This window comes from Streptomyces sp. NTD91 (assembly GCF_059510455.1).
This window is the reverse complement of sequence record NZ_JCAJZW010000003.1, coordinates 88318-111126: the sequence shown is the minus strand read 5'-3', so window position 1 is coordinate 111126 and position 22809 is coordinate 88318. Positions and strand designations below refer to the sequence as shown.

General features: G+C 72.1%; 17 protein-coding genes. 10 read left to right on the top strand and 7 right to left on the bottom strand.

Going from position 1 to position 22809, the window contains the following annotated elements; genetic code table 11:
- The first annotated feature begins 30 nt into the window (after positions 1 to 30).
- The 3 genes from AC5WRT_RS05000 (at position 31) to AC5WRT_RS04990 (ending at position 3687) form a co-directional block, all read left to right on the top strand.
- Positions 31 to 1632 (top strand): ABC transporter permease, encoded by a 1602-nt coding sequence (locus AC5WRT_RS05000; protein WP_496096260.1) that lies wholly within the window; start codon positions 31 to 33, stop codon positions 1630 to 1632.
- Positions 1633 to 2652 (top strand): ABC transporter ATP-binding protein, encoded by a 1020-nt coding sequence (locus AC5WRT_RS04995; protein WP_496096261.1) that lies wholly within the window; start codon positions 1633 to 1635, stop codon positions 2650 to 2652. It begins immediately after the preceding gene.
- A 237-nt stretch (positions 2653 to 2889) separates the two neighbouring features.
- Positions 2890 to 3687, top strand: coding sequence for a maleylpyruvate isomerase family mycothiol-dependent enzyme (locus AC5WRT_RS04990; RefSeq protein WP_496096262.1), 798 nt, complete (start codon positions 2890 to 2892; stop codon positions 3685 to 3687).
- 74 nt (positions 3688 to 3761) lie between these two features.
- Here AC5WRT_RS04990 and AC5WRT_RS04985 read toward each other — a convergent pair whose 3' ends face one another.
- From AC5WRT_RS04985 to AC5WRT_RS04960, 6 genes are all read right to left on the bottom strand, one after another.
- Complete coding sequence (locus AC5WRT_RS04985; RefSeq protein WP_496099965.1) at positions 3762 to 4439, bottom strand: LAETG motif-containing sortase-dependent surface protein; 678 nt, start codon at positions 4437 to 4439, stop codon at positions 3762 to 3764.
- A gap of 323 nt (positions 4440 to 4762) precedes the next feature.
- Positions 4763 to 5170: a VOC family protein gene (locus AC5WRT_RS04980; RefSeq protein WP_496096264.1), complete on the bottom strand. Its 408-nt coding sequence runs from the start codon at positions 5168 to 5170 to the stop codon at positions 4763 to 4765.
- A gap of 108 nt (positions 5171 to 5278) precedes the next feature.
- Positions 5279 to 6616: a hypothetical protein gene (locus AC5WRT_RS04975; RefSeq protein ID WP_496099964.1), complete on the bottom strand. Its 1338-nt coding sequence runs from the start codon at positions 6614 to 6616 to the stop codon at positions 5279 to 5281.
- Complete coding sequence (locus tag AC5WRT_RS04970) at positions 6598 to 7344, bottom strand: ABC transporter ATP-binding protein (RefSeq protein WP_496096266.1); 747 nt, start codon at positions 7342 to 7344, stop codon at positions 6598 to 6600. Before AC5WRT_RS04970 ends, AC5WRT_RS04975 begins: the two co-directional genes overlap by 19 nt.
- 197 nt (positions 7345 to 7541) lie before the next feature.
- Positions 7542 to 8906 (bottom strand): aspartate aminotransferase family protein, encoded by a 1365-nt coding sequence (locus tag AC5WRT_RS04965; protein ID WP_496096267.1) that lies wholly within the window; start codon positions 8904 to 8906, stop codon positions 7542 to 7544.
- Positions 8907 to 8908: 2 nt separating this feature from the next.
- Positions 8909 to 9430 carry an Lrp/AsnC family transcriptional regulator gene (locus tag AC5WRT_RS04960; protein ID WP_496096268.1) on the bottom strand — a complete coding sequence of 174 codons (522 nt, stop codon included), beginning with the start codon at positions 9428 to 9430 and terminating at the stop codon, positions 8909 to 8911.
- 170 nt (positions 9431 to 9600) lie between these two features.
- Here AC5WRT_RS04960 and AC5WRT_RS04955 point away from each other — a divergent pair, with 170 nt between their 5' ends.
- The 6 genes from AC5WRT_RS04955 to AC5WRT_RS04930 all read left to right on the top strand — a co-directional run bounded on the left by AC5WRT_RS04955 (position 9601) and on the right by AC5WRT_RS04930 (position 15577).
- Positions 9601 to 11040 (top strand): gamma-aminobutyraldehyde dehydrogenase, encoded by a 1440-nt coding sequence (locus tag AC5WRT_RS04955; protein ID WP_496096269.1) that lies wholly within the window; start codon positions 9601 to 9603, stop codon positions 11038 to 11040.
- Positions 11041 to 11828: 788 nt separating this feature from the next.
- Positions 11829 to 12785 (top strand): hypothetical protein, encoded by a 957-nt coding sequence (locus AC5WRT_RS04950; RefSeq protein WP_496096270.1) that lies wholly within the window; start codon positions 11829 to 11831, stop codon positions 12783 to 12785.
- 30 nt (positions 12786 to 12815) lie between these two features.
- On the top strand, positions 12816 to 13469 hold the full coding sequence (locus AC5WRT_RS04945) for a hypothetical protein (RefSeq protein WP_496096271.1): 654 nt from the start codon (positions 12816 to 12818) through the stop codon (positions 13467 to 13469).
- Positions 13453 to 14409 carry an inositol monophosphatase family protein gene (locus AC5WRT_RS04940; RefSeq protein ID WP_496096272.1) on the top strand — a complete coding sequence of 319 codons (957 nt, stop codon included), beginning with the start codon at positions 13453 to 13455 and terminating at the stop codon, positions 14407 to 14409. The genes AC5WRT_RS04945 and AC5WRT_RS04940 overlap by 17 nt, the downstream gene beginning before the upstream one ends.
- Positions 14410 to 14559: 150 nt before the next feature.
- Positions 14560 to 15414 (top strand): helix-turn-helix domain-containing protein, encoded by an 855-nt coding sequence (locus tag AC5WRT_RS04935; protein ID WP_496099963.1) that lies wholly within the window; start codon positions 14560 to 14562, stop codon positions 15412 to 15414.
- Positions 15371 to 15577, top strand: a complete 207-nt coding sequence (locus AC5WRT_RS04930) for a DUF397 domain-containing protein (protein ID WP_496099962.1) — start codon at positions 15371 to 15373, stop codon at positions 15575 to 15577. The genes AC5WRT_RS04935 and AC5WRT_RS04930 overlap by 44 nt, the downstream gene beginning before the upstream one ends.
- Here the strand turns inward: AC5WRT_RS04930 and AC5WRT_RS04925 are convergent.
- Positions 15574 to 16857, bottom strand: a complete 1284-nt coding sequence (locus AC5WRT_RS04925) for an ArsB/NhaD family transporter (protein ID WP_496096275.1) — start codon at positions 16855 to 16857, stop codon at positions 15574 to 15576. The genes AC5WRT_RS04930 and AC5WRT_RS04925 overlap by 4 nt on opposite strands.
- A 101-nt stretch (positions 16858 to 16958) precedes the next feature.
- Here AC5WRT_RS04925 and AC5WRT_RS04920 point away from each other — a divergent pair, with 101 nt between their 5' ends.
- Positions 16959 to 22787 (top strand): WD40 domain-containing protein, encoded by a 5829-nt coding sequence (locus AC5WRT_RS04920; RefSeq protein ID WP_496099961.1) that lies wholly within the window; start codon positions 16959 to 16961, stop codon positions 22785 to 22787.
- The last annotated feature ends 22 nt before the right edge of the window (positions 22788 to 22809 follow it).

Sequence of the window (22809 nt, the reverse complement as noted above, 5' to 3'; positions counted from 1 at the left end):
CGGCGGGGAAACGCGGCGCGGCTCGGCCTGATGGCCCTGCCCGTCGCGTTCTTCGCGCTGTTCTTCGCCTGGCCCGTCGCCGCGATCGTGGCGCGCGGGCTGAAGGTGGACGGCGCCTGGCAGTGGGGGCGGCTCACCGACGTGGTGACCCAGCCGGACATCCGGCACGTGCTGTGGTTCACCACCTGGCAGGCGCTCGCCTCCACTGCGCTGACCCTGCTGCTGGCGCTGCCCGCCGCCTACGTCTTCGCCCGTCTCGACTTTCCGGGCAAACAGGTGCTGCGGGCCGTGGTCACCGTGCCGTTCGTGCTGCCGACCGTTGTCGCCGGCAGCGCCTTCCTCGCCCTCGTCGGGCACGGCGGGCTGCTCGACGACCTGTGGGGCGTCCGGCTGGACACCACCGTGTGGGCGATCCTGCTGGCCCACGTCTTCTTCAACTACGCGGTCGTCGTACGGACCGTGGGCGGGCTGTGGTCCCAGCTCGACCCCCGGCAGGAGGAGGCCGCCCGCATGCTGGGGGCCTCGCCGCTCGGCGCCTGGCGGAAGGTCACCCTCCCCGCGCTCGCGCCCGCCGTGGCCGCCGCCGCGCTGATGGTGTTCCTGTTCTGCTTCACCTCCTTCGGTATCGTCCAGATCCTCGGCGGCCCCACCTTCTCCACCTTGGAAGTGGAGATCTACCGGCAGACCTCCGAGGTCTTCGACCTGTCCACGGCCGCCGTCCTCACCCTCGTCCAGTTCGCCGCCGTCGGCGCGATCCTCGCCGTGCACGCCTGGTCCGTACGGCGACGGGAGGCCGCGCTGCGGCTGGTGGACCCGGTGGTGACGGCCCGTCGGCCGCGCGGCGCCGGGCAGTGGACGCTGCTCGGCCTGGTCCTCGGCACCGTCGCCCTGCTCCTGGTGCTGCCCCTCGCCGTCCTCGTCCAGCGCTCCCTCGACGCACCGGACTTCGGCTACTACCGGGCGCTCACCGACTCCGACGGCGGTACGTTCCTGGTGGCGCCGGTCCACGCGGTGTGGACCTCGCTCCAGTACGCCGTCGCCGCCACCGCCATCGCCGTGGGCGTGGGCGGTCTCGCCGCCGCAGCGCTGGCCCGGCGGGACGCCGGACGGCTGGCGCGGGGCTTCGACGCGCTGCTGATGCTGCCGCTCGGCGTCTCCGCCGTGACCGTCGGCTTCGGTTTCCTGATCGCCCTCGACAGGCCGCCGCTGGACCTCCGGCAGTCCTGGGTCCTCGTCCCGCTCGCCCAGGCGCTGGTCGGCGCCCCCTTCGTCGTACGGACGATGCTGCCCGTGCTGCGCGCGGTGGACCTACGGCTGCGGGAGGCGGCCGCCGTGCTCGGGGCCTCGCCCTGGCGGGTGTGGCGTGAGGTGGATCTGCCGATGGTGCGCAGGGCGCTGCTGGTCGCGGCCGGGTTCGCGTTCGCCGTCTCGCTCGGCGAGTTCGGGGCGACGGTGTTCATCGCCCGGCCCGACAATCCGACGCTCCCCGTCGCGGTGGCCCGGCTCCTCAGTCGGCCCGGGGACCTCAACTACGGCCAGGCGATGGCCCTTTCGACCATTCTCATGGTGGTGTGCGCGGCCGCGCTGCTGCTCTTGGAGCGGCTGCGCACCGACCGGACGGGGGAGTTCTAGATGCTGCTGAGTCTCGACGCCGCGACCGTGCGCCTCGGTGGACGGGCCGTGCTCGACGCGGTCGGCCTGGAGGTCGCCGAGCACGAGGTGGTGTGCGTGCTCGGGCCGAGCGGCAGCGGGAAGTCGACCCTGCTGCGGGCGGTCGCCGGACTCCAGCCCCTCTCCGCCGGACGGGTGTTGCTCGACGGGCGGGACCAGACGCGTGTGCCCGCGCACAAGCGGGGCGTCGGGCTGATGTTCCAGGACCACCAGCTCTTCCCACACCGGGACGTCGGCGCGAACGTGGCCTTCGGGCTGCGCATGCACGGCGTGGCCAAGGGTGAAAGGGACGCCGAGGCAGCCCAGTTGCTGGATCTGGTCGGGCTGCCCGGCGCCGCCCGGCGGGCCGTTGCCTCCCTCTCCGGCGGCGAACAGCAGCGCGTGGCTCTCGCCCGCGCGCTGGCGCCGCGCCCCCGGCTGCTGATGCTGGACGAGCCGCTCGGCCAGCTCGACCGCTCGCTGCGCGAACGTCTGGTCGTCGAACTGCGGGAACTCTTCGGCCGGTTGGGTACGACCGTGCTTGCCGTGACCCATGACCAGGGCGAGGCGTTCGCGTTGGCCGACCGGGTGGTGGTGATGCGGGACGGGCGGATCGCGCAGTCCGGCACGCCACTGGAGGTCTGGCAGCGGCCCGCCGACGCGTTCGTGGCCCGCTTCCTCGGCTTCGACAACGTGGCCGAGGTGACCGTCGCCGGTACGGCCGCCCACAGCCCCTGGGGCAAGCTGCCGGTCCCGGACGGCTCGCCGCAGGGAGAGCGAAGCCTGCTGGTGCGGCCCGCCGGGGTACGGCTGGTGGCGGCCGACGCGGGCCTGCGCTGCACGGTGACCGCGCGCACCTTCAAGGGCACCCATGTGGCCGTCCACCTGCAGCCCGCGGACGCCCCGCGCCTGGAGGCGGCCTGCGCGCTGCGGAACGCGCCCGAGGTCGGGGACGCGGTGGGCGTGGAGTTCGACACGACCGAAGTCGTCGTGCTCGGCTGATCGTCGCCGCCCTGGAGGGCCTGTCCACCCATTCCCGCCTGCCGCGCGACGCCGTGCACGCTCCCCCACTGCCTCAAGGGCGTGGGAGGTGCCGCCACCCGCCGCACCGGCCCCGGGCCCAGGTACGTCCGGTACGAGGGCCTGGGGCCGGTATGCCCAGGGCACGCACCTGACGCCGCGTGGCCGCCCTTGGGGCAACGACGCGAACTGTCGGACGGGCCCTCTAGGGTGTGCCGCATGACCTTTGTCGCACATGACCGTCACTGTGACGAAATCGCCCACCAGCTCGCCCAGTTCCGGGCTCTGGTGTCCTCGGGCGCCGATCTGTCGGCCACTGTGCCGACCTGTCCGAAGTGGACGCTGGAACAGCTCGCACGGCACATGGGCGGCGCCCTGCGCTGGGCGGCCACGCTGGTGCGGGCCCGGGCCCAGGAGATGCTCCCGCGCGAGCAGGTGCCGCTCGGCGGGGGACCGGAGGCCGAGGGTGACGCGGCGGCCCTGGACGCCTGGCTCGCGGAGACCGGCGAGATGATCGTCGGGGCGCTGCGCGAGGCCGGACCCGAGGCCGGTGTGTGGTCCTGGATGGGCATGGCCACCAGCGGGTTCTGGGCCCGCCGGATGACCAATGAGATCACCGTTCACCGTGCGGACGCCGCGCTCACCGTCGGCGCGCCCTACGAGGTCGCGCCCGACATCGCCGCCGATGCGCTGGACGAGTGGCTGCAGATCGCGCAGTGGGTGCAGCGCTCCGGGGCGCGCGAGTGGGCCGACGAGCTGCGCGGGCCCGGCCGCAGCATCCATCTGCACGCCACCGACGTCGCCCCGGACCTGAACGCCGAATGGCTGATCGAGCTGGGCGAGGACGGGCTGAGCTGGCGGCGCGGCCACGAGAAGGCCACGGTCGCCCTGCGCGGCCCGCTCACCTCCGTGCTGCTCGCGTTCTACAACCGGCTGCCGCTGGACGCCCCTGGCCTGGAGATCCTCGGCGAGCGAGAGGTGCTGGAGTTCTGGCGGAAGCACGCCACCTTCGGCTGACGCACGACCGCGGCCCGTCCCCTGGGGATAGGGGGACGGGCCGCGGTGGTGTACGGGTGCCGCGGAGCGGGGCGTCAGCCGTTGCCGCGCGCTCCACGACGGCGCATGCCGAAGTAGACGGCGCCCCCGCCGACGACGACCAGCGCGCCCGCGACGCCGACGATCAACCCGGTGTCGGAGTTGGCACCGGTCTCGGCGAGGTTGGAGTCACCGGCCGCCGGGGAGGGCGCGTTGCTGGGCGCGCTCGCCGGGGCGGAGCTGGACGCGGAGGACGACGGGGTCGGTGTCGCCGACTGGGCCGGGGCGGACTTCGACGGCGAAGGCTTCGGCGTCGACGGGGTCGGGGTGTCGGTCTTGCAGGCGGTGGCCGGGGTCGTCAGTCCGCCCTGGATGTCCTCGTCGACGTAGGGGCTCGCCTTGACGTGGACGCGGTAGGTCGCGTTCGCCTTCCAGTCCTCCGAGAAGGTGACCGGAGTGCCCTCGGCCGACCCCTTGACCTCCTGCTTGCCCACCTGGGTCTCGACGCCACCGCTGCCCTCGAGGAACACGGTGACCTGGGCCGGGGTGCGGGAGCGGTCGGTGTCGGTGACGACAATGACACCCTTCTGGCCGTCGCACTTGGCTTCGGCCTTGAATTCGCTGATGTTGCACGCGAGCGCGGAGCTGGACACACCCAGCACGATCGCGGCCGAGGCGGAGGCAACACCCAGAATGCGCACGGAACGGCGTACGCCACGGTGAGTTATGGACAACGTCTGTCCTTTACAGTGTGCAACTGCGGGGGGTTGAGGGGGAGTTGAGGCACCGAACGGACGAGTGCCCCACCACCCCCGAGAGACTCACAGGTCTATAAGCGCTCCATAAGCACTGTCAATGCATATGCCGCCAGCGGCCGTTGGCTTTGCCTGCTTATTACCCGCAGAGACGTTTGATCGCGTCAGCAGCCGGCTCGATCCGGTCGACGAGGGCGATACGGGGCGCCGCCGGCCGGCCGTCGCACGGTGCCCGCGACACCGGCCCGGCCGACAACTCCCCTGTCCCGTATTGCCTCGACGACATGGACCCCGACGGGGCGTCAGCCCTGCACCGCCGTCGGGTCCATCCAGATGACCTCCCAGGTGTGGCCGTCGAGGTCGTCGAAGGCGCGGCCGTACATGAAGCCGTGGTCCTGGGTCTCGCCGCTCGGCGTGGCGCCCAGGGAGAGGGCCCTGTCGACCAGTTCGTCGACCTTCTCGCGGCTCTCCGCGCCCAGGGCGACCAGCACCTCGCTGGTCTTCGTGGCGTCGGCGATCTCCTTCTTGGTGAAGGTCGCGTAGAACGGCTTGGTCAGCAGCATCGCGACGATGGTCTCGCTGATCACCACCGAGGCGGCCTTGTCGTCGCTGAACCGGGGGTCGATCGTGTAGCCCAGCTCCGTGAAGAACTTCTTCGAGGCGTCGAGGTCGTTCACGGGCAGGTTCACGAAGATCATCTGCTGGTACATGGGCCCTCCCGGGCGTTCCGTGCCGTAAGGCAGTGTGTTCGGTGGGGTGGACCGGGAACCCCGGGAGAACTCATCGGTCGACGGGGAGCTTTTTTTCGAGGTGGGTGGTCAGCGCTCCACGGGCAGGACCACCAGGGCGGTGACGACCAGGGTGAGCGGACCGAAGAGCGCCACCAGGGCCGCCGTGCGCAGGGCCGCCGCCGCGCGCAGCATGGTGGCCGGCGCCCCGAGCCGGAGCAGCGCGGCCGTCGTCTCCGCCCGACACTGGCGGGTCTCCACGGCCGCGGTGAGGAGGGTGGCGACCGTGCAGCCGGTCACGAGCAGCGCGCCGAGGGTGGCCAGCGGGCCGAAAGCGGCTGCCGAGCCGGCGTGCACCGTGGTCATCGCGTAGCCGGCGGACGCGACCGCGCAGACGACGCCGAGGGGGCGGCCGATGCGGGTGGCCTCCGCCATGAGGACCCGCCCGGCGAGGAGACGGAGGGCACCGGGGCGGATGGACTGCAGGAGACGGCCGCACAGATGAGTGAGGCCGGGCCCGGCGAGGACGAGGCCGGTGGCGGTGAGCAATCGGCCGAACAGTACGGCGAGGTTCGAGTGTCCCTCGTAGGCCTCGACGGCGAGACCGGTGGCCAGGAGGCTGATGCCCCAGGGGAGGCCGGTGGGGGCGTCCTCGGGGGGAGGGGCGCCGTCGGTCCAGTCGGCGTCCGGTGTTCGGGGCTCGTGGTCGGTCGCGCTGCCGTCCGCGCCCGCCCTCCCCGTCGCCGCTTCGGGCTGCTCGCCGTCGTCGCCCCTTGCGTGCTCGTCGCGCGGAGCACCGGACCCCGGCCGCGACCGCGTCCCGAACCTCCCGTACGTCCCGAAGGTCTCCCGGACCACCGAGTGGCCGTACGCGCCGAAGCGGCCGTATCTGCGCAGCAGCGGGGTGGTGGGACGGGGGTCCTTCGGGCGGAGGACGAGGGCCACCGTGGCCGAGGCGGCGGCCGGGACCAGCGACAGCAGGTTCAGGGTGGCCGGGACCGGAAGCTGTGCGTCCACCGCGAGGAAGTCCGCCACCGCGCCGTCGAGCGGCACGCCGGTGAGGTCGCCTCGCAGGCCGAGGAAGACCAGCAGGGCCAGCAGCGAGCCCAGGGTGCAGGACAGGGCGGTGGTCAGCGCCGAGATCGCCATCATGCGGGCCGGTCCGAGGCCCACGGCGGACAGGCCCGTGCGTGGCCGGGTGGCGGGATCGGTGCGGGCGACGGCGAGCGCGAAGTACACCGTGGCGGCGAGCGGCACCGTGCACCAGGCGAGCCGCAGCGCGGCGGCGTCCGAGGCCTCGGGGTGGTCCAGGGCGTAGCCGAAGCTGGCCAGCAGGAGGAATCCGGTGCCCGCCGAGGCCGCGGTCACCAGCAGTCGGCGCAGCAGGACGGCGGGCCGGGCCGCACGGGTCAGACGGAGAGCGACCACGCGGCCCGGCCTTCCGTCTCGGGGGTCTCCGGCAGATGCACGGTGCTCACGCGCCGGCCGTCCAGCAGGGCGACCGTGCTGTCGGCGAGGGCGGCGGTGTCGGGGTCGTGGGTCGCGAGCACGACCGTGATGCCGTGCGAGCGGGCGGCCGTGGTCAGGGTGCGCAGCACGTGCGTGCGGTCGGCCCGGTGCAGCGGGGCCGTGGGCTCGTCCGCGAAGAGGACCGTGGGGGCCGTGGCCAGGGCCCGGGCGATCGCCACGCGCTGGCGCTCGGCGTGCCGCAGTTGGCGCGGGCGGCTGCGGGCCTTCTCGCCGACGTCGAGCCGCTCCAGCCACTCGAGCGCCGCGACCTTGGCCCTGCGGCGGCCGGTGCCGCGCAGCATCAGGGGGAGCGCGGCGTTCTCCCAGACGTTCAGCTCGGGCACCAGGACCGGTTCCGTGTCGATCCAGCCGAAGCGTTCCCGGCGCAGCCGTTCCCGGCGCATCGGGCCCAGGGTGTGCATGGGGGAGCTGTTGAACCACACCTCGCCCTCACGCACCGGCACCAGACCGGACAGACAGCGCAGGAGGGTCGTCTTCCCGCTGCCGCGCGGGCCGGTGACGGCGAGGATCTCGCCCGCGCGCACCCCCAGCGAGACCCCGGTGAGCCCAGGGGAGCCGTCGGGATGGCTGAAGTGCAGGGAGCGTGCCCAGAGCACGTCGTTGTCCGGCGGGGCCTCGGCCTCCATGGGCGTACACCTCGGTTCTGATCCGTTTTCCCGTATCCGATCCCTCGTCCGGGGGAACGAAGGCTGGGCCGATCGGTCACCGGAACGCTAGGCAGCGGTCACGGGGAGGCCGGACAGCACACGGCCCCGGGCCGCCGTTCTCACTCGAACGGACGGCACCGGGGCCGGTGCAGATCAGCTGATCGGAGGAATCGGGCTCAGAGCTTGGTCCACGCCTCCGTCAGCGTCGCACGCAGTATCTGCTCGATCTCGTCGAAGGTCTCCTGGTTGGAGATCAGCGGCGGGGCGAGCTGGACGACCGGGTCGCCGCGGTCGTCGGCACGGCAGTACAGGCCGTTGTCGAACAGGGCCTTGGAGAGGAAGCCGTACAGGACGCGCTCGGTCTCCTCCTCGTTGAAGGACTCCTTGGTGTTCTTGTCCTTCACCAGTTCGATGCCGTAGAAGAAGCCGTTGCCGCGGACGTCGCCGACGATCGGCAGGTCGTGCAGCTTCTGCAGCGTCCGGAGGAAGTTGCCCTCGTTGTCGAGCACGTGCTGGTTGAGGTTCTCGCGCTCGAACAGGTCGAGGTTGGCGAGGCCCACGGCCGCGGAGACCGGGTGGCCGCCGAAGGTGTAGCCGTGCAGGAAGGTGTTGTCGCCCTTGTAGAACGGCTCGGCGAGGCGGTCGGAGATGATGCAGGCGCCGATGGGGGAATAACCCGAGGTCATGCCCTTGGCACAGGTGATCATGTCCGGGACGTAGCCGAACTTGTCGCAGGCGAACATGGTGCCCAGCCGGCCGAAGGCACAGATGACCTCGTCCGAGACGAGCAGGACGTCGTACTGGTCGCAGATCTCGCGCACGCGCTGGAAGTAGCCGGGCGGCGGCGGGAAGCAGCCGCCGGCGTTCTGCACCGGCTCCAGGAAGACTGCGGCGACGGTCTCCGGGCCCTCGAAGAGGATCTGCTGCTCGATCTGGTCGGCGGCCCAGCGGCCGAAGGCCTCCGGGTCGTCGCCGAAGATCGGGGCGCGGTAGATGTTGGTGTTCGGCACCTTGTGCGCGCCAGGGACGAGCGGCTCGAAGGGGGCCTTGAGGCCGGGCAGGCCCGTGATGGACAGGGCGCCCTGCGGGGTGCCGTGGTAGGCGACCGCACGCGAGATGACCTTGTGCTTGGTGGGCTTGCCGACCAGCTTGAAGTACTGCTTGGCGAGCTTCCAGGCGGTCTCGACGGCCTCGCCGCCGCCGGTGGTGAAGAAGACCTTGTTCAGGTCGCCGGGGGCGTGGTCCGCCAGGCGCTCGGCCAGCTCGACGGCCTTGGGGTGGGCGTAGGACCACACCGGGAAGAAGGCCAGCTCCTGGGCCTGCTTGAAGGCGGTCTCGGCGAGCTCCGTGCGGCCGTGACCGGCCTGGACCACGAACAGACCGGCGAGACCGTCGAGGTAGCGCTTGCCCTTGTCGTCGTAGATGTAGGTGCCCTCACCCCGGACGATGGTCGGCACGGGGGAGTTCTCGTACGAGGACATGCGGGTGAAGTGCATCCACAGGTGGTCGTACGCGGCGCGGCTGAGGTCCTTCTGGGTCACGGTTATCGGGTTCCCCACATGTAGGTCTGCTTCTTCAGCTTCAGGTAGACGAAGCTCTCGGTGGAGCGCACGCCGGGCAGGGCCCGGATGCGTTTGTTGATGACGTCCAGCAGGTGGTCGTCGTCCTCGCAGACGATCTCGGCGAGGATGTCGAACGAGCCCGCGGTCATCACCACGTACTCGACTTCCGACATGTCGGTCAGCGCGTCCGCGATCGACTCCACATCGCCCTCGACGTTGATGCCGACCATCGCCTGCCGGCGGAAGCCCACGGTGAGCGGGTCCGTGACGGCGACGATCTGCATCACGCCCTGGTCCAGCAGCTTCTGGACGCGCTGGCGCACGGCAGCCTCCGACAGGCCGACGGCCTTGCCGATCGCGGCGTACGGCCTGCGGCCGTCCTCCTGGAGCTGCTGAATGATGGCGAGGGAGACGGCGTCCAGCTGGGGGCTGTTGCCGTTCCTGGACTCGCGGGTGGAGTCCCTCTGGTCTGCGCTTCGACTGGCCACGACCTCACTGTGCACGAGCTCTCGTCAGTTTCGCAAGCCCCGATCGATGAAATCCGTTGTCTGAGACTCGTGCACTTGCGGATTTCGCAGCACCCGATGGTGTGGGGGTGTTGAAAACGTCGGCGTGACGGCTAGGGTGGGTGTCTCAGTGAGTGGACGCACAGAACCAGATCAGGAGGCCGGCAGTGAGCACCGAGCTGCGTCGTCTGCGCAACTACATCGACGGTGAGTTCCGGGACGCCGCCGACGGACGGACCACCGAGGTGGTCAACCCCGCGACGGGCGAGGCGTACGCGACCGCGCCGCTGTCCGGCAAGGCGGACGTCGACGCCGCGATGGAGGCGGCCGCCCGTGCCTTCCCGGCCTGGCGCGACACCACCCCCGCCGAGCGCCAGAAGGCCCTCCTCAAGATCGCCGACGCGTTCGAGGAGCGCGCCGAGGAGCTGATCGCGGCCGAGGTGGAGAACACGGGCAAGCCGATCGGGCTGACCCGCTCCGAGGAGATCCCGCCGATGGTCGACCAGATCCGCTTCTTCGCGGGCGCGGCGCGGATGCTGGAGGGCCGCTCGGCCGGTGAGTACATGGAGGGGATGACCTCGATCATCCGCCGTGAGCCGGTCGGCGTCTGCGCGCAGGTCGCGCCGTGGAACTACCCGATGATGATGGCGGTGTGGAAGTTCGCCCCGGCGATCGCGGCGGGCAACACGGTCGTCCTCAAGCCGTCGGACACGACCCCCGCGTCCACGGTCCTGATCGCCGACATCATCGGCTCGATCCTGCCCAAGGGCGTCTTCAACGTCATCTGCGGCGACCGCGACACCGGCCGCCTGATGGTCGAGCACGACATCCCGGCCATGGCCTCGATCACCGGCTCGGTCCGCGCCGGCATGTCGGTCGCCGAGTCGGCGTCGAAGGACCTCAAGCGGGTGCACCTCGAGCTGGGCGGCAAGGCCCCGGTCGTCGTCTTCGAGGACACCGACATCGCCAAGGCCGTCGAGGACATCTCCGTGGCGGGCTTCTTCAACGCCGGCCAGGACTGTACGGCGGCCTGCCGCGTCCTGGTCCACGAGGCGATCCACGACGAGTTCGTGGCGGCGCTCGCGAAGGCCGCAGAAGACACCAAGACCGGTCAGCCGGACGACGAGGACGTCCTGTTCGGCCCGCTCAACAACCCCAACCAGCTGGGGCAGGTCGAGGGCTTCATCGAGCGGCTCCCCGCCCACGCGCGCGTGGAGGCCGGCGGCAAGCGCGTCGGTGACAAGGGCTACTTCTTCGCGCCGACCGTCGTCTCCGGCGTCAAGCAGGACGACGAGATCATCCAGAAGGAGGTCTTCGGTCCGGTCATCACCGTCCAGTCCTTCTCCGACGAGGACCAGGCCGTCGCGTACGCCAACGGCGTCGAGTACGCCCTCGCCTCCTCCGTGTGGACCAAGGACCATGCCCGCGCGATGCGCATGTCCAAGAAGCTCGACTTCGGCTGCGTGTGGATCAACACCCACATCCCGCTGGTCGCCGAGATGCCGCACGGCGGCTTCAAGAAGTCCGGCTACGGCAAGGACCTGTCGGCGTACGGCTTCGAGGACTACACGCGGATCAAGCACGTGATGACGTCGCTCGGCGAGTGAGCACCGGCGACAGCGGGCAGTGAGCGGCCCCCGGACGGGTTCACCTCCCCGTCCGGGGGCCGCGCATTCCGACGAGTGCTGCGGTGCACGGCGGCACTCACCACGGCGACGGGGCGATCAGCGGCCGGATCCCTCGCCGGCCACCTCGTCGGTGAACAGGACCACGCGCCGGACCGGGACAGGAACACGCCCAACCGGCCGGTGCGAAGCAAGGGGTGGCGTGGTCCCTGCGTGTGCTGTCAGGGATCATGATCCGGTCACCGGTGCGGGCGACCCTCGACGCAGTCGTCCGTTCCGAGACCGCTGAAACTGCTCTTGCGCCACGCCCACGGCTCTGCCACGCCTCCTCCGCCCCGTATGCGGAGGGACGCCGACCCGGTTCGCCCCGCACGGTGAGGTGCCGCCTCCCGTCGACCGGTTACGGACCGTCGTCCCCCTCGGCCCGAGTCGTCGCGCAACGGAGAATCGGCACTCGTCCTTCGCCGTGACAATGCCGCGCGGGACAGGACACGGCACATCGCGCCATGACGAGAACGGCGGGCGGAGCCGGCGGGTACGGCTGGAGACGGCCGCAGAACGACGAGTCGCAGGATGCGAGGTGGCAGAAGCGCAACTCGCCTCCGGCCCGACTGCATGATGAGCGTCACCGTACCGGATCTGACGGACCGGCATGTCTCCGTTCGAGTGGTACCCGGCCGAGTGTGGCATGGCATGCACGGCCGATTGCGGCATGGTTGACCCGGCCCTCCTCCTCCTACGATGGAAGTCGCCGTCGGGGGAGGGTGGTTGTGGCGAACAGTGCACCGCAGGGGGCCGGGCGCCGGCTGGAGGACGCGATCGCCTGGGCGGTCCGGAACGCGGACGGGATCGTCGCGCTCGTCGTCGCGGTCGTCGTCGGGGGCATGGACGTCCTCAACCAGAACATGGACGACAACGTCGTCTCCGGCGCCACGCTGCTCGTCCTCGCCGCGCTGGTGTACGGCTCGCTCACCGAGCGCCGCCGGCGCATGGCCGACATCCGCGCCGCCACCACGGCGACCAGCAGGGCCGTCGAGGACCTGGCGATGGTGCGCGCCCTGTCCGGCGCCGAGGTCGCGCTCGCGCACGAGCGGGCCCGCCGCACCACCACCCGCTGGGTGTTCAAGGGAGGCACCGGCACGTATCTGCGCGCCGTCACGCTGCCCGAGTGCGTGCTGGAGGCCCAGCGGCAGCGACGCTCGCTCAGCATGAAGATCGACATCATCAACCCGGCCGACGACGCCGTGTGCGCCGCCTACGCCCGCTTCCGCAGTACCTTCGGCTCCGGCGGGGACCTCGCCGCGTGGACCGTCGAGCGCACCCGCAAGGAGGCGTACGCCACCGTCGTCGCGGCGAGCTGGCACCGGCAGCGGCTGGACACTCTGGAGATCGACGTCCATCTGTCCTCCGTCGCACCGGCCCTGCGGTTCGACCTCTCGGACACCTGCCTGATCATCACCCAGGACGACCCCAGCCGGGTCAGCCTGTGCGTGGAGCGGGACCGGCCGCTCTACGACTACTACGTCACCGAACTGCACCAGAGCCGGGAACAGGCGGTCAAGCTCGATCTGCGCGAGGCCGTCCCGCTCGCCGACGAACCCACCGTCGACGAGGTCAGACGCCTGCTCGACCGGCTCGGACTGCCGCTTCCGCCGAGCTTCACCGACCGCGACGTCGGCGACATCATCGACAAGGCGCTGCGCGCGGAGAACCCGTACCGCAGGTGAGCGCCGTGTTCCGGCCAAGGGGGAAGGAACATGGACTACCCGGCCCTGGAACGGGCCGCCCGGCGGCACGCCACCGCCGAGCTGACCCGGCACGCCGTGGCGGAACTGGACCGGATCGTCTCGGGCCACCGCACCCTGCGCGCCGTACGGCACCCACTCGGGTTCATCTGCCTGCCCGTCCTGCGCGACGGCACCGACGGCGTCTGCGTCCACGTCTTCGGTATCCCGGAGGCGAAGCCCGACGCCACCGTGCCCCAAGTCCACTGCCACAGCTGGGACTTGACGAGCACCGTGCTGTACGGCCGGCTCGACAACCGGCGCGTGCACATCGACGGCACCGGCGATCCCACCCACCGCGTCTTCGAGGTGCTCAGCGACCCGACCGGCGTGGACGAACTACGGCCCACCGAACGGCTCGTGCGCTGCCGGCCGGGCGTACGGCAGACCAGCGAGCGGGGCCAGAGCTACGCCCTGCCGGCGGGTGAATTCCACACCAGCGTGGTGCCGGACGGGTGCCCCACCGCCACGCTGGTCCTGGGGCGGACCCTGCCCGGCGGGGTGGACCTCTCGCTGGGCCCGCCGTCCGCCCCCGGGCAGCGCATGGTCCGCCGGACGTGCGACGCGACCCGGACCGCCCGGATCGCTCGGGCCGCCCTCAGGAGGATCCATGAGCCCGAACCCTGACGTCTGGTCCTGCGAGCACGGTACGGCCGTGGCCGCCGCCGAGGAGGCCGGGGCGCTGCTGCGGTCCCGCTTCCCCGACGGCTTCGCCGCCCGCCCCAAGGGCGAACTCGGCGACGTCGTCACCGACCTGGACATCGCCGCCGAGCGACTGGTGGTCGGGCGGATCCGGGAACGCTTCCCGCACGACCGGATCCTCGCCGAGGAGTCCGGCGAACTCGCCGGCGACGGCGGTGGCCGCACCTGGCTGGTCGATCCCCTCGACGGCAGCAACAACGTGGTCATCGGGCTCGCCGTATACGTCGTCGGCGTCGCCCTGTGCGTGGGCGACACGCCCGTGGTGGGCGTCGTCCACGATCCGATGACCGGCCGTACGTGGTCCGCGCGGCGCGGTGGCGGCGCGCACGGCCCGGCCGGACGGCTCACGGCCCCAGCGGGTGGAGGTGTGTTTCCCGCCGCCGGGCCCCTGCTCGCCTGGACGCAGGGGCACGCCGTCTCTCGCGACGACCCCGTGGCCTGCTCCCTCAGGCACACCCTCGAACTGCGTTCCCGGCGCCTCCTCCAGCTCTGGGCGCCGCTGGCCGCCTGGGCGATGCTGGCCCGGGGGGACATCGACGGCTTCGTCGGATACCGTGCCGAAGCCATCGACCTGCCTGCCGGTGCGCTGCTCGCCCGCGAGGCCGGTATCGCGCTGCGGCACCTCGACGGTGCGGAGTTCGGCGGCGGCTTCGGCGGTCCCGACACGGGGCGCTCCTTCGTCGCCGGGCGTCCCGAACTCCTCCCGCACCTGCTGGACCTCGTCAGCCCTTTCTCTCCCGGCACCCGGGGCACTCGCACGGCGGAAACCGCCCCGACAGGTCCAGCGGCGCGGCGTTCCTCGGCGGCCGGTACGTCACCCTGGGCCCCCACGTCCGGCCCCCGTCCCGGGACACCCTCAGCGTGAGAAACACCCTGGCGTAGCCGTCTTCCTGGTCTTGCATTCCCGCGCCTTTCACGTTCCGTGGCGAATCATGCACACAGTGATGTGAGGGCGAGTACTTTCGGAAGACGACCGAGAGTGACAACGGGTTCGGCACGAGCGGGAGTGGAACAGGTGGCCATCGAGGACAATCCGCGGTCACGGGAGCAGTACGGGCAGGAGCTGAAGCGGCGGAGGGAGGCGGCTGGGCTCACGCAGGAGGAGCTGAGCCAGGGTGTCGTGATGTCCCGCACCCACATCGCCCACATCGAGGCGGGGCGGCGGAGGCCGGATGTGGAGGACGCCCGGCGGCTGGACCGGGAGCTGGGCACGGAGGGGTTCTTCGAGCGGTTTCTGCCGACGCTGGATGGACGCAAGGTCGCTGAGCACTTCAAGGGGGCGCTGGAGTTCGAGGGGCAGGCCACGGTCATCAAGGAGTACGCACCGAGCCTGGTGCCGGGAGTCTTGCAGACCGAGCCGTACGCGTACGAGGTGTTCAGCTCCAGCTTCCCGCGCAAGAGCAATGAGGAATGTGAGCAGCTCTTGGCCACCCGCCTCGACCGGGCCCGCATCCTCGACAACTTCCACTCACCGGAGTTCTGCGCCCTGCTCGACGAGGCCGTGTTGCGGCGTGTGATCGGTGGCCCCGCTGTGATGTGCGATCAGCTGCGTCACATCCTCGCGTTGGGGACGTGCCGCCGCATCAATGTGCACGTCCTCCCCTTCTCCGCAGGCGCCCACACCCTGCTGGAGGGCTTCCTCTCGCTCATGTGGTTCGAGGAGATGCCGCCCATCGCGTATGCGGAGGGTGTGAACAACGGGCGGATCCTCGAACTCCCCTCCGTGGTACGTGAGTGTCAGGAGATTTACGATCTCGCCCTGGGCGACGCTTTGTCGCACCGTAAATCCCTGGACCTGCTCAGGACCGTCGCGGAGGATTACGAGCATGCAGCGCAGCAGCAAGCACACCGTCCTGCCGGGTTGGCGTAAGTCCAGTTACAGCGGTGGCAGTGGCGGCTCCTGCCTCGAAGTCAACGACACCCGCGCCCCCGCCCACGTCCCCGTCCGCGACAGCAAGAACCCCGCCGGTCCCGCCGTCGTCTTCTCGGCGTGCGCATGGTCGGCGTTCGTCGGCGCGCTCAAGGCCGGTTAACGCGTCAAAGCCAGCGCGGCCACCGCCGCCGCCACCGCGCTCGCGGCCAGTACCGTGCCGGTTCCCATCAGGCGGCGGACCGGCACCCGGACGCCGTACGCGTGGCAGCGCTCGTACCACAGCAGGGTGGCCAGGGACGCCCACGGCGTGATCACCGGTCCGGCGTTGGTGCCGACGAGCAGGGCGAGCAGTTGGTCGTGGTTCCCGACCGGGACCGCCGCCTCGCCGGCCAGGTAGACCGGCAGGTTGTTGAGCGCGTTGGACAGGCCGCCGCCGACCGCCGCCGCGCGGAACAGGCCCGGCGCGCCGCCGTCGGTGCCGACCGCCGAGGCCAGCAGGTGGTGGAGCCCGTGCGCGTCGAACGTCTCGACCACCAGGAACATGCCGGGCACCATCACCAGCAGCCGCCAGGGGACCAGGGACAGTCGCAGCGCGGACCGCTGCCGTACCCCGAACGCCGCCACGGCGACCAGCGCGGCCGTCCCGGACGCCATCCACAGCGGTACGTCGGCCACCAGGATGGCGACCAGAAAGCCGGCGCAGGCGAGCGCACAGGCACGGAAAAGGACGGCGTCGGCGGGGCGGTGGACGTCGGGGGGGACGTAGCGGTCGGCGGTGTCCACGCGGACGTCGGCCGCGCGGGCCGCGCCCGGTCCCGACACCGGCACGGCCTCCATCAGGCCGTCGCCGTCCACCACGGGCGTCCCACGCCGCTCCCGGCGCCAGAAGAACAGCCACAAACAAGCCATCGTCACGGCGAGCGCGGCGAGTTGCGGAGCCCACATCCGTCCCGCGAGGCCCAGGGGGGACAGCGCGACCCGATTGGCGGCCAGCAGGTTCGTCAGGTTGGACACCGGCAGGAGCAGGCTGGCCGTGTTGGCCAGCCATACCGTGGTCATCGCCAGCGGCACCGGGGCGATGCCCACCCGGGAGGCGAGCGCCAGCATCACCGGTGTCAGCAGGACGGCCGTCGTGTCCAGGTTCAGGGCGATGGTGGTGACCGAGGCGAAGGCCACGCACAACAGGAACAGCACCGGATAGCTGCCCCGCCCCGCCCTCGCCACCCGTGCCGCCACCACGTCGAACACCTCGGCCCGGCTGGTGAGTTCGGCCAGCACGATCACGGTGCCCAGGAACGCCAGCAGCGGAGTGATGCGGGACATCGCGTCCGAAGCGGAACGCGTCGGCAGCAACCCCGTCGCCACGCACAGGAGTCCGGTGGTCAGCAGACCGATCGCCACCCGGTCGAGGACATGCAGACGCAGCAGTAAGGCACGCACGGAGGGAAGGGTCGCACGTTTGTGCGTCGCTGTGACCAGGGCACCGTCGAACGCCTGGAAACGACCGGTATCGGCCTCTCTTCTCACGGCATCATGAATACATGGTGGCGCGTCAGATCGCCCCGGGGGACACCGGGCCATTGGACTTCTTCATCAGCTACTCGCCCGCGGACGAGCGGTGGGCGTCCTGGATCGCCTGGACCCTGGAGGAGGCCGGGTACCGGACGGTGCTGCAGGCCTGGGACTTCGTGCCGGGCACGAACTTCGTGGACTTCATGGACCGCGGCGTCAGCCAGTCCGCCGCCGTGATCGCCGTACTCTCACGGAACTACGAGCGGTCCCGGTACGGGCGGATGGAGTGGCAGGCCGCCCTGCGCGCCGACCCGGACGCGCCGGAGCGGCGGCTGATCACCGTACGGGTCGAGGACATCCCGGTGGAGGGCCTGCTGGCCACCATCACCTATGTGGACCTGGTGCCGGTCGCCGATCCCGTGGCGGCCCGGGAACTGCTGCTCGCCCGGGTCCGGCAGGCCCTCGACGGACGGGCCCGGCCCAGTCTGCCGCCGGGCTACCCCGGTGATGCGGACGGCCACGCCCTGACCTCCGCCCCGCCCCCGTCGGGACCCGGGCGGCCGCTCGGCGGCACCGGATGGGCCGGGCGCCGCAGACCCGCGGCGGCGCCGTCGTATCCGCGGGTGTCCGGAGCGGTCCGGGAGCGGGAGGCGGTCACCGTGCTCCAGTTGGCCGGGCCCGCCTTCGGCCGGGGCCAGGACCCCGCCGAGTTGCAGGCCGCGATCTGGGGCGACCTGGTCGAACTGGCCGACGCGGGCGCCCCCTCGCCCGATCTGCTCGTCGTCACCGGGGACCTCACCGCCTCCGGCAGCCGACGCGAGTTCGAGCAGGCCCTCGCCTTCCTCACCGGCCTGCGGGCCCTGCTCGGCCTCGAACCGCACCGGGTCGCCCTGGTGCCGGGTGGCCAGGACGTCAACCAGGCCGCCTGTCAGGCCTACTTCAGCACCTGTGAGGCCGACGAGATGCCGCCCCGGCCACCGTACTGGCCCAAGTGGCGGCACTTCGCCCGGCTGTTCCGGGAGCTGTACCAGGGGCTCGACCTCGTCTTCGACAGCGACCAGCCGTGGAGCCTGTTCCCCGTGCCGGAGTTGCACACCGTGGTCGCGGGCCTGAACTCGTCCATGGCGTACAGTCATCGGCGCGACGACCAGTACGGGCTGATCGGGCGCGAGCAGGCCGCCTGGTTCGCGCAGGCGCTGCGGCCCCATGAGACCGAGGGCTGGCTGAGGATCGGCGTCGTACGGCACTCGCCCGGTGCCGCCCGCGTGGCCGCTCCCGGCGTGCGGCGCCCCGGTACGGCCGCCCTCGACGGCGCCGGGCCGCTGCACGACACCGAGGTGCTGACCCGGCTCACCGCACCCCGGCTGCACCTGCTGCTGCACGGCCCGGCCCACCCCGGCACTCCGGCCGCCCTGGTCACCGGCGCCGGCGAAGTGCCGGTGATCGGCGCCGGGCGGCCCGGTGGACATCAGCTGGTGCGGGTCGGCCGGGACGGGCTGGCCGTCTGGCAGGGGCCGGGCGAGCCACGGCGGCGGCCGGTGCAGTGGCGGCAGGCGGACCGGGCCTTCGGGCCACGGACCGCGCCCGCCGACGACGGCGCCGCCGCCTGCGCGCCCGCACCCGAGCCCGAGCCGCGCGCCGTGCAGACCCCGGCCGAGATCCTGCTCGCCCGGGTGGCCGAGGTCTGCCGCACCCGGCACGAGGGCGCCCAGATCCGCCGCGTGGACGGACCGGTTCCCCAACTCCTCGTCACCTGGAGCCAGTCGGGATTCGTACGGCAGCAGCGGGTGGCCGTCCACCTCGGCACCCCGGCCGCACAGGACGTCGACCGGTTCGTGGCCCTCGTACACGCCGCCGACGCCGAGGCGGAGGCCGAACTCGTCCACGACGGCCCGCCGCCCGCCCGCGAACTGCGCGACGCGGCCCGCCGCAGGGGCGTGCGGGTGCGCAGCTTCACCGAGTTCCAGGGACTGCTCGACCTGCGCGGCTACGTCACCGGGCAGACCGAGCGGCTGCGTACCGACCCCCGCTATCCCCCGGGCATGTACCTGCCGCAGCGGTACCGGGAGGTGGAGCGCCTCGACGCCGAGGACCGCGACGGGCTCGTGGACGAGATGCTGCGCCTGCTCGACTCCGACCAGGGGCGCTTCCTGCTGCTGCTCGGCGACTTCGGCCACGGCAAGACCTTCGCGCTGCGCGAACTGGCCCGCCGTGTCCCGGCCGAACTGCCGCATCTCGTCCCGCTGCTGATCGAACTGCACGCCCTGGACCGGGCCTACTCCTTCGAGGGTCTGGTGGCCGCGCATCTCGCCGCGCACGGCGTCGACAACATCGACCTGCGGGCCTTTCGGTACATGCTCCAGCAGGGCCGCATCGTGCTGCTCTTCGACGGCTTCGACGAACTCGTCAACCAGGTGACGTACGACCGCGCCGCCGAACGCCTCCAGGTGCTGCTGGACTCCGCCGTGGACAGCGCCAAGATCGTGGTGTCCAGCCGCACCCAGCACTTCCGCTCCCAGGGCCAGGTGCTCACCGCACTCGGCGAACGCGTCGGCCTGCTCCCGCACCGCCGGGTGCTGGCCGTACAGGAGTTCACCCCGCAGCAGATCCGCGCCTACCTGGTCAACCGCTACGAGGGCGACGAACGCGCCGCCGACCACCGGATCCGGCTCCTCGACGCCATACCCGACCTGCTCGCCCTGTGCCGCAACCCCCGGCTGCTCGGCTTCGTCGCCGACCTCGACGACGCTCGGCTGCGCGCGGTCGCCGGCGCTGGGCGCGCCCTGAGCCCCGCCGGGCTGTACGAGGAGGTGCTCGGTGCGTGGCTGGGCTTCGAGGCGCAGCGCGGCAGCGGCAGCCCGGGGCGGGCGCCCGGACTCTCCGTGGACCAGCTGTGGGACGCGGTCACCGCGCTCGCCCTGCGGCTGTGGGAGAGCGGGCAGGAGTCGCTGCGACTGGACGAGCTGACCGATGTCGCCGAGACCCTGGCCGGGCTCGCGGACGCCCGGCTGTCGGTTCCGCAGACCGCACACGCCATCGGCTCCGGCAGCCTTCTGGTACGCAGCGACGACGGGGTGTTCAGGTTCATCCACGGCTGGGTGGTGGAGTGGCTGGTGGCGCGGGAGTGCGCCCGCCGGCTCACCGAGGGCGACAGCGGCCTGCTGAGCGGACGTCAACTCAGCCAGTTGGCAGTCGAGTTCCTGTGCGACCTCGCCGACCACCGGGTCTGCCAGGCGTGGGCCGAGCGGGAGCTGTCCGGCACGTCCGGCGACGTCGCGCTGGACGCGGCCCACACCAACGCCGTGAAGATCCTCGGCAGACTCCGCGTCCCCGCCCACACCGACCTGCGCGGAGCCGCCCTCGCCGGGGAGGACCTGTCCCACCGGGACTTCTCCGGCGTCGACCTGACCCGCGCCGACCTCACCGACGCCCGGCTGATCGGCGCCAACCTCTCCGGTGCCGTCCTGCGCGGCGCCCGGCTGACCGGCGCCCGGCTCGACGGCGCCGATCTCACGGGCGCCGACCTGCGCGGCGCCGACCTGCGGCGCGCCCGGCTGATCGGCACCGATCTGACCGGGGCCCGGGTGGACGGCAGCCGGTGGCGGCGGGCGGCGCTGATCTCGGCGACCACCGGGCCGCCGGCCGCGCGCCCCGAACTGGCCACCGCCGCGATCGCGCCCGGCATGCCGGTCGACGCCGGCTTCCGGCCCTCGGCGGTCGGTGTGCCGTACGGCTTCGACATGCGGACCAGCCGGCTGCCCGAACCCATCTCCTACAGCCCCGACGGCGAACTCCTCGCCGTCGGCAGCGAGGACGGCGGCGTCCTGGTCTGCGAGGCCGCCACCGGCACCCCGCTGCGCACCCTCCAGGGCCACACCGGCCGGGTCTACGCCGTCAAGTTCCGCGGCCGCGTCCTGGCCACCGGCAGCTCCGACGGCACCGTACGCCTGTGGGATCCGGTCTCCGGCCGCTGTCTGCACCGGCTGGAGATCCACGCCGGCGGTGTCTGGCCGGTCGTCCTCGACGCCGAGGGCTCCCTCATGGCCACCGGCGACGCCGACGGCCTGGTGACCGTCTGGGACATCGCCGCGGGCACCGCCCTGCACCGGCTGCCCGGACATGCGGCGCCCGTCTACACCGTGGCGTTCGCGCCGGGCAACGCCACCCTGGTCACCGGCGACACCTCCGCCGATGTACGCGTGTGGGACCTCGATACCGGGCGTGCGGCCGGTCGGCTCCCCGGCCACCAGGGCGCGGTGTACCGGGCGCGGTTCAGCCCGGACGGCACCCTGCTGGCCACCGCCGACGGCGGCGACGGCCGGCAGGGCGGCACCGTGCGGCTGTGGGACCTCGCGGCCGGCAGCGCGCGGCACGAGTTCACCGGCCATTCCGGGCGCGTCTACACCCTGGACTTCCACCCCGGCGGCGCCCTGCTGGTCAGCGGCGACACCGAGGGGGAGGTACGGCTGTGGGACCTGGTCGGCGGGCGCGGCGCCGGGCTGCTCGGCGGCTGCCGCGGGGCCGTCTACCAGGTGCTGTTCGACCCCGAGGGAGCCCTGCTCGCCGCCGGGGACAGCGCCGGTGTGGTCCGGCTGTGGCGGATCGACGCCGGCGCCGACCCGGTCGCCGCGCCGTTGAACCGGCAGCCCGCCGAGCACCGCGGCTCGGTGTGGGTGTGCAAGTTCCGTCCGCACGGCGACACACCCGTTCAGGGTGCCGGTGCCCTGCTGGTGACCGGCGGCAACGACGGTGTCGTACGGCTGTGGGAGCCCGCCACCGGGCAGGGCCGGCGCATCCTGCGCGGCCACGGTCGCCGCATCGGCACCCTCTCCTTCAGTGCCGACGGCTCGATGCTCGCGGCGGGCGGCAACGACGGCGTCGTCCGGGTGTGGCACGCCGCCTCCGGCCGCCGGCTTCGCGAACTGACCGGCCACAGCGACCGGTTGGTGTCGGCCGCGTTCGGCCCCGCCGGATCGCTGCTCGCCACCGCGAGCAGCGACGGCGACATCTACCTGTGGAACGCGGCCACCGGCGAGTACCAGCGCGGGCTCGACGTCGAGACCGACCATGTGTGGGCGGAGGCGTTCAGCGCCGACGGCGAACTCCTCGCCACCGCCAACGACGACGACACCGTACGGCTGTGGTACCGGGCCACCGGCGCGCATGTGGCCACCATCACCGAGCACTTCGGGCGGGTCCGGGCGATCGCCTTCCGGGCCGACGGGGCGGTCCTGGCCACCGGCTGCGACGACCGCAGGGTGCGGATCTGGGACGTGACCGAAGGCCGGATCACCGGTGTCCTCGACGGTCACACCGACCGGGTGTACGCCGTGGGCTTCGCGCCCGACGGCTCCTGGCTGGCCAGCGCCTCCTGGGACGGCACGGCGGTGATCTGGAGGGACGGCGAGATCGACCACCGGCTCACCGGCCACACCGGCAAGCTCTGGACGGCGGCGGTGCATCCGTCGCGTCCCCTGCTGGCGACGGCGGGCGACGACCGGACCGTCCGTCTCTGGAACCCCGGCACCGGTGCGGGGACGGCCGTGCTGACGGGCCACACCGGCCGGATCCTGGCCGTGGCCTTCAGCCCCGACGGCTCCCTGCTGGCCAGCGGCGGCGAGGACGGCACGGTACGGCTGTGGAACGTCCCCGCCGGCGCCCCGGCGACCCTCCGGGCCACCCTGGTCGGCATGCCCGGCGGCTGGGCCGCGCTGTCCCCGTCCGGCGGCTACAAGTACGAGGGCGACGTGACCGGCGAGTTCTGGCACGCGGTGGGCATGTGCCGCTTCGAGCCGGGTGAGTTGGACGGCCGCCTGCCGGGGGTGTGGCAGGTGCCGCTGGACGAGCCGTTGGCGTAGGGGAGGGACGCGAGAGCGAGAG

What these genes read in the sequence shown, in the direction of transcription:
- AC5WRT_RS04940 (WP_496096272.1), top strand. Translation starts at nt 13,453, where the DNA reads ATGAGCCCGAACCCTGACGTCTGGTCCTGCGAGCACGGTACGGCCGTG.
- AC5WRT_RS05000 (WP_496096260.1), top strand. Translation starts at nt 31, where the DNA reads ATGGCCCTGCCCGTCGCGTTCTTCGCGCTGTTCTTCGCCTGGCCCGTC.
- AC5WRT_RS04930 (WP_496099962.1), top strand. Translation starts at nt 15,371, where the DNA reads ATGCAGCGCAGCAGCAAGCACACCGTCCTGCCGGGTTGGCGTAAGTCC.
- AC5WRT_RS04970 (WP_496096266.1), bottom strand. Translation starts at nt 7,344, where the DNA reads ATGGAGGCCGAGGCCCCGCCGGACAACGACGTGCTCTGGGCACGCTCC.
- AC5WRT_RS04920 (WP_496099961.1), top strand. Translation starts at nt 16,959, where the DNA reads ATGGTGGCGCGTCAGATCGCCCCGGGGGACACCGGGCCATTGGACTTC.
- AC5WRT_RS04945 (WP_496096271.1), top strand. Translation starts at nt 12,816, where the DNA reads ATGGACTACCCGGCCCTGGAACGGGCCGCCCGGCGGCACGCCACCGCC.
- AC5WRT_RS04995 (WP_496096261.1), top strand. Translation starts at nt 1,633, where the DNA reads ATGCTGCTGAGTCTCGACGCCGCGACCGTGCGCCTCGGTGGACGGGCC.
- AC5WRT_RS04990 (WP_496096262.1), top strand. Translation starts at nt 2,890, where the DNA reads ATGACCTTTGTCGCACATGACCGTCACTGTGACGAAATCGCCCACCAG.
- AC5WRT_RS04980 (WP_496096264.1), bottom strand. Translation starts at nt 5,170, where the DNA reads ATGTACCAGCAGATGATCTTCGTGAACCTGCCCGTGAACGACCTCGAC.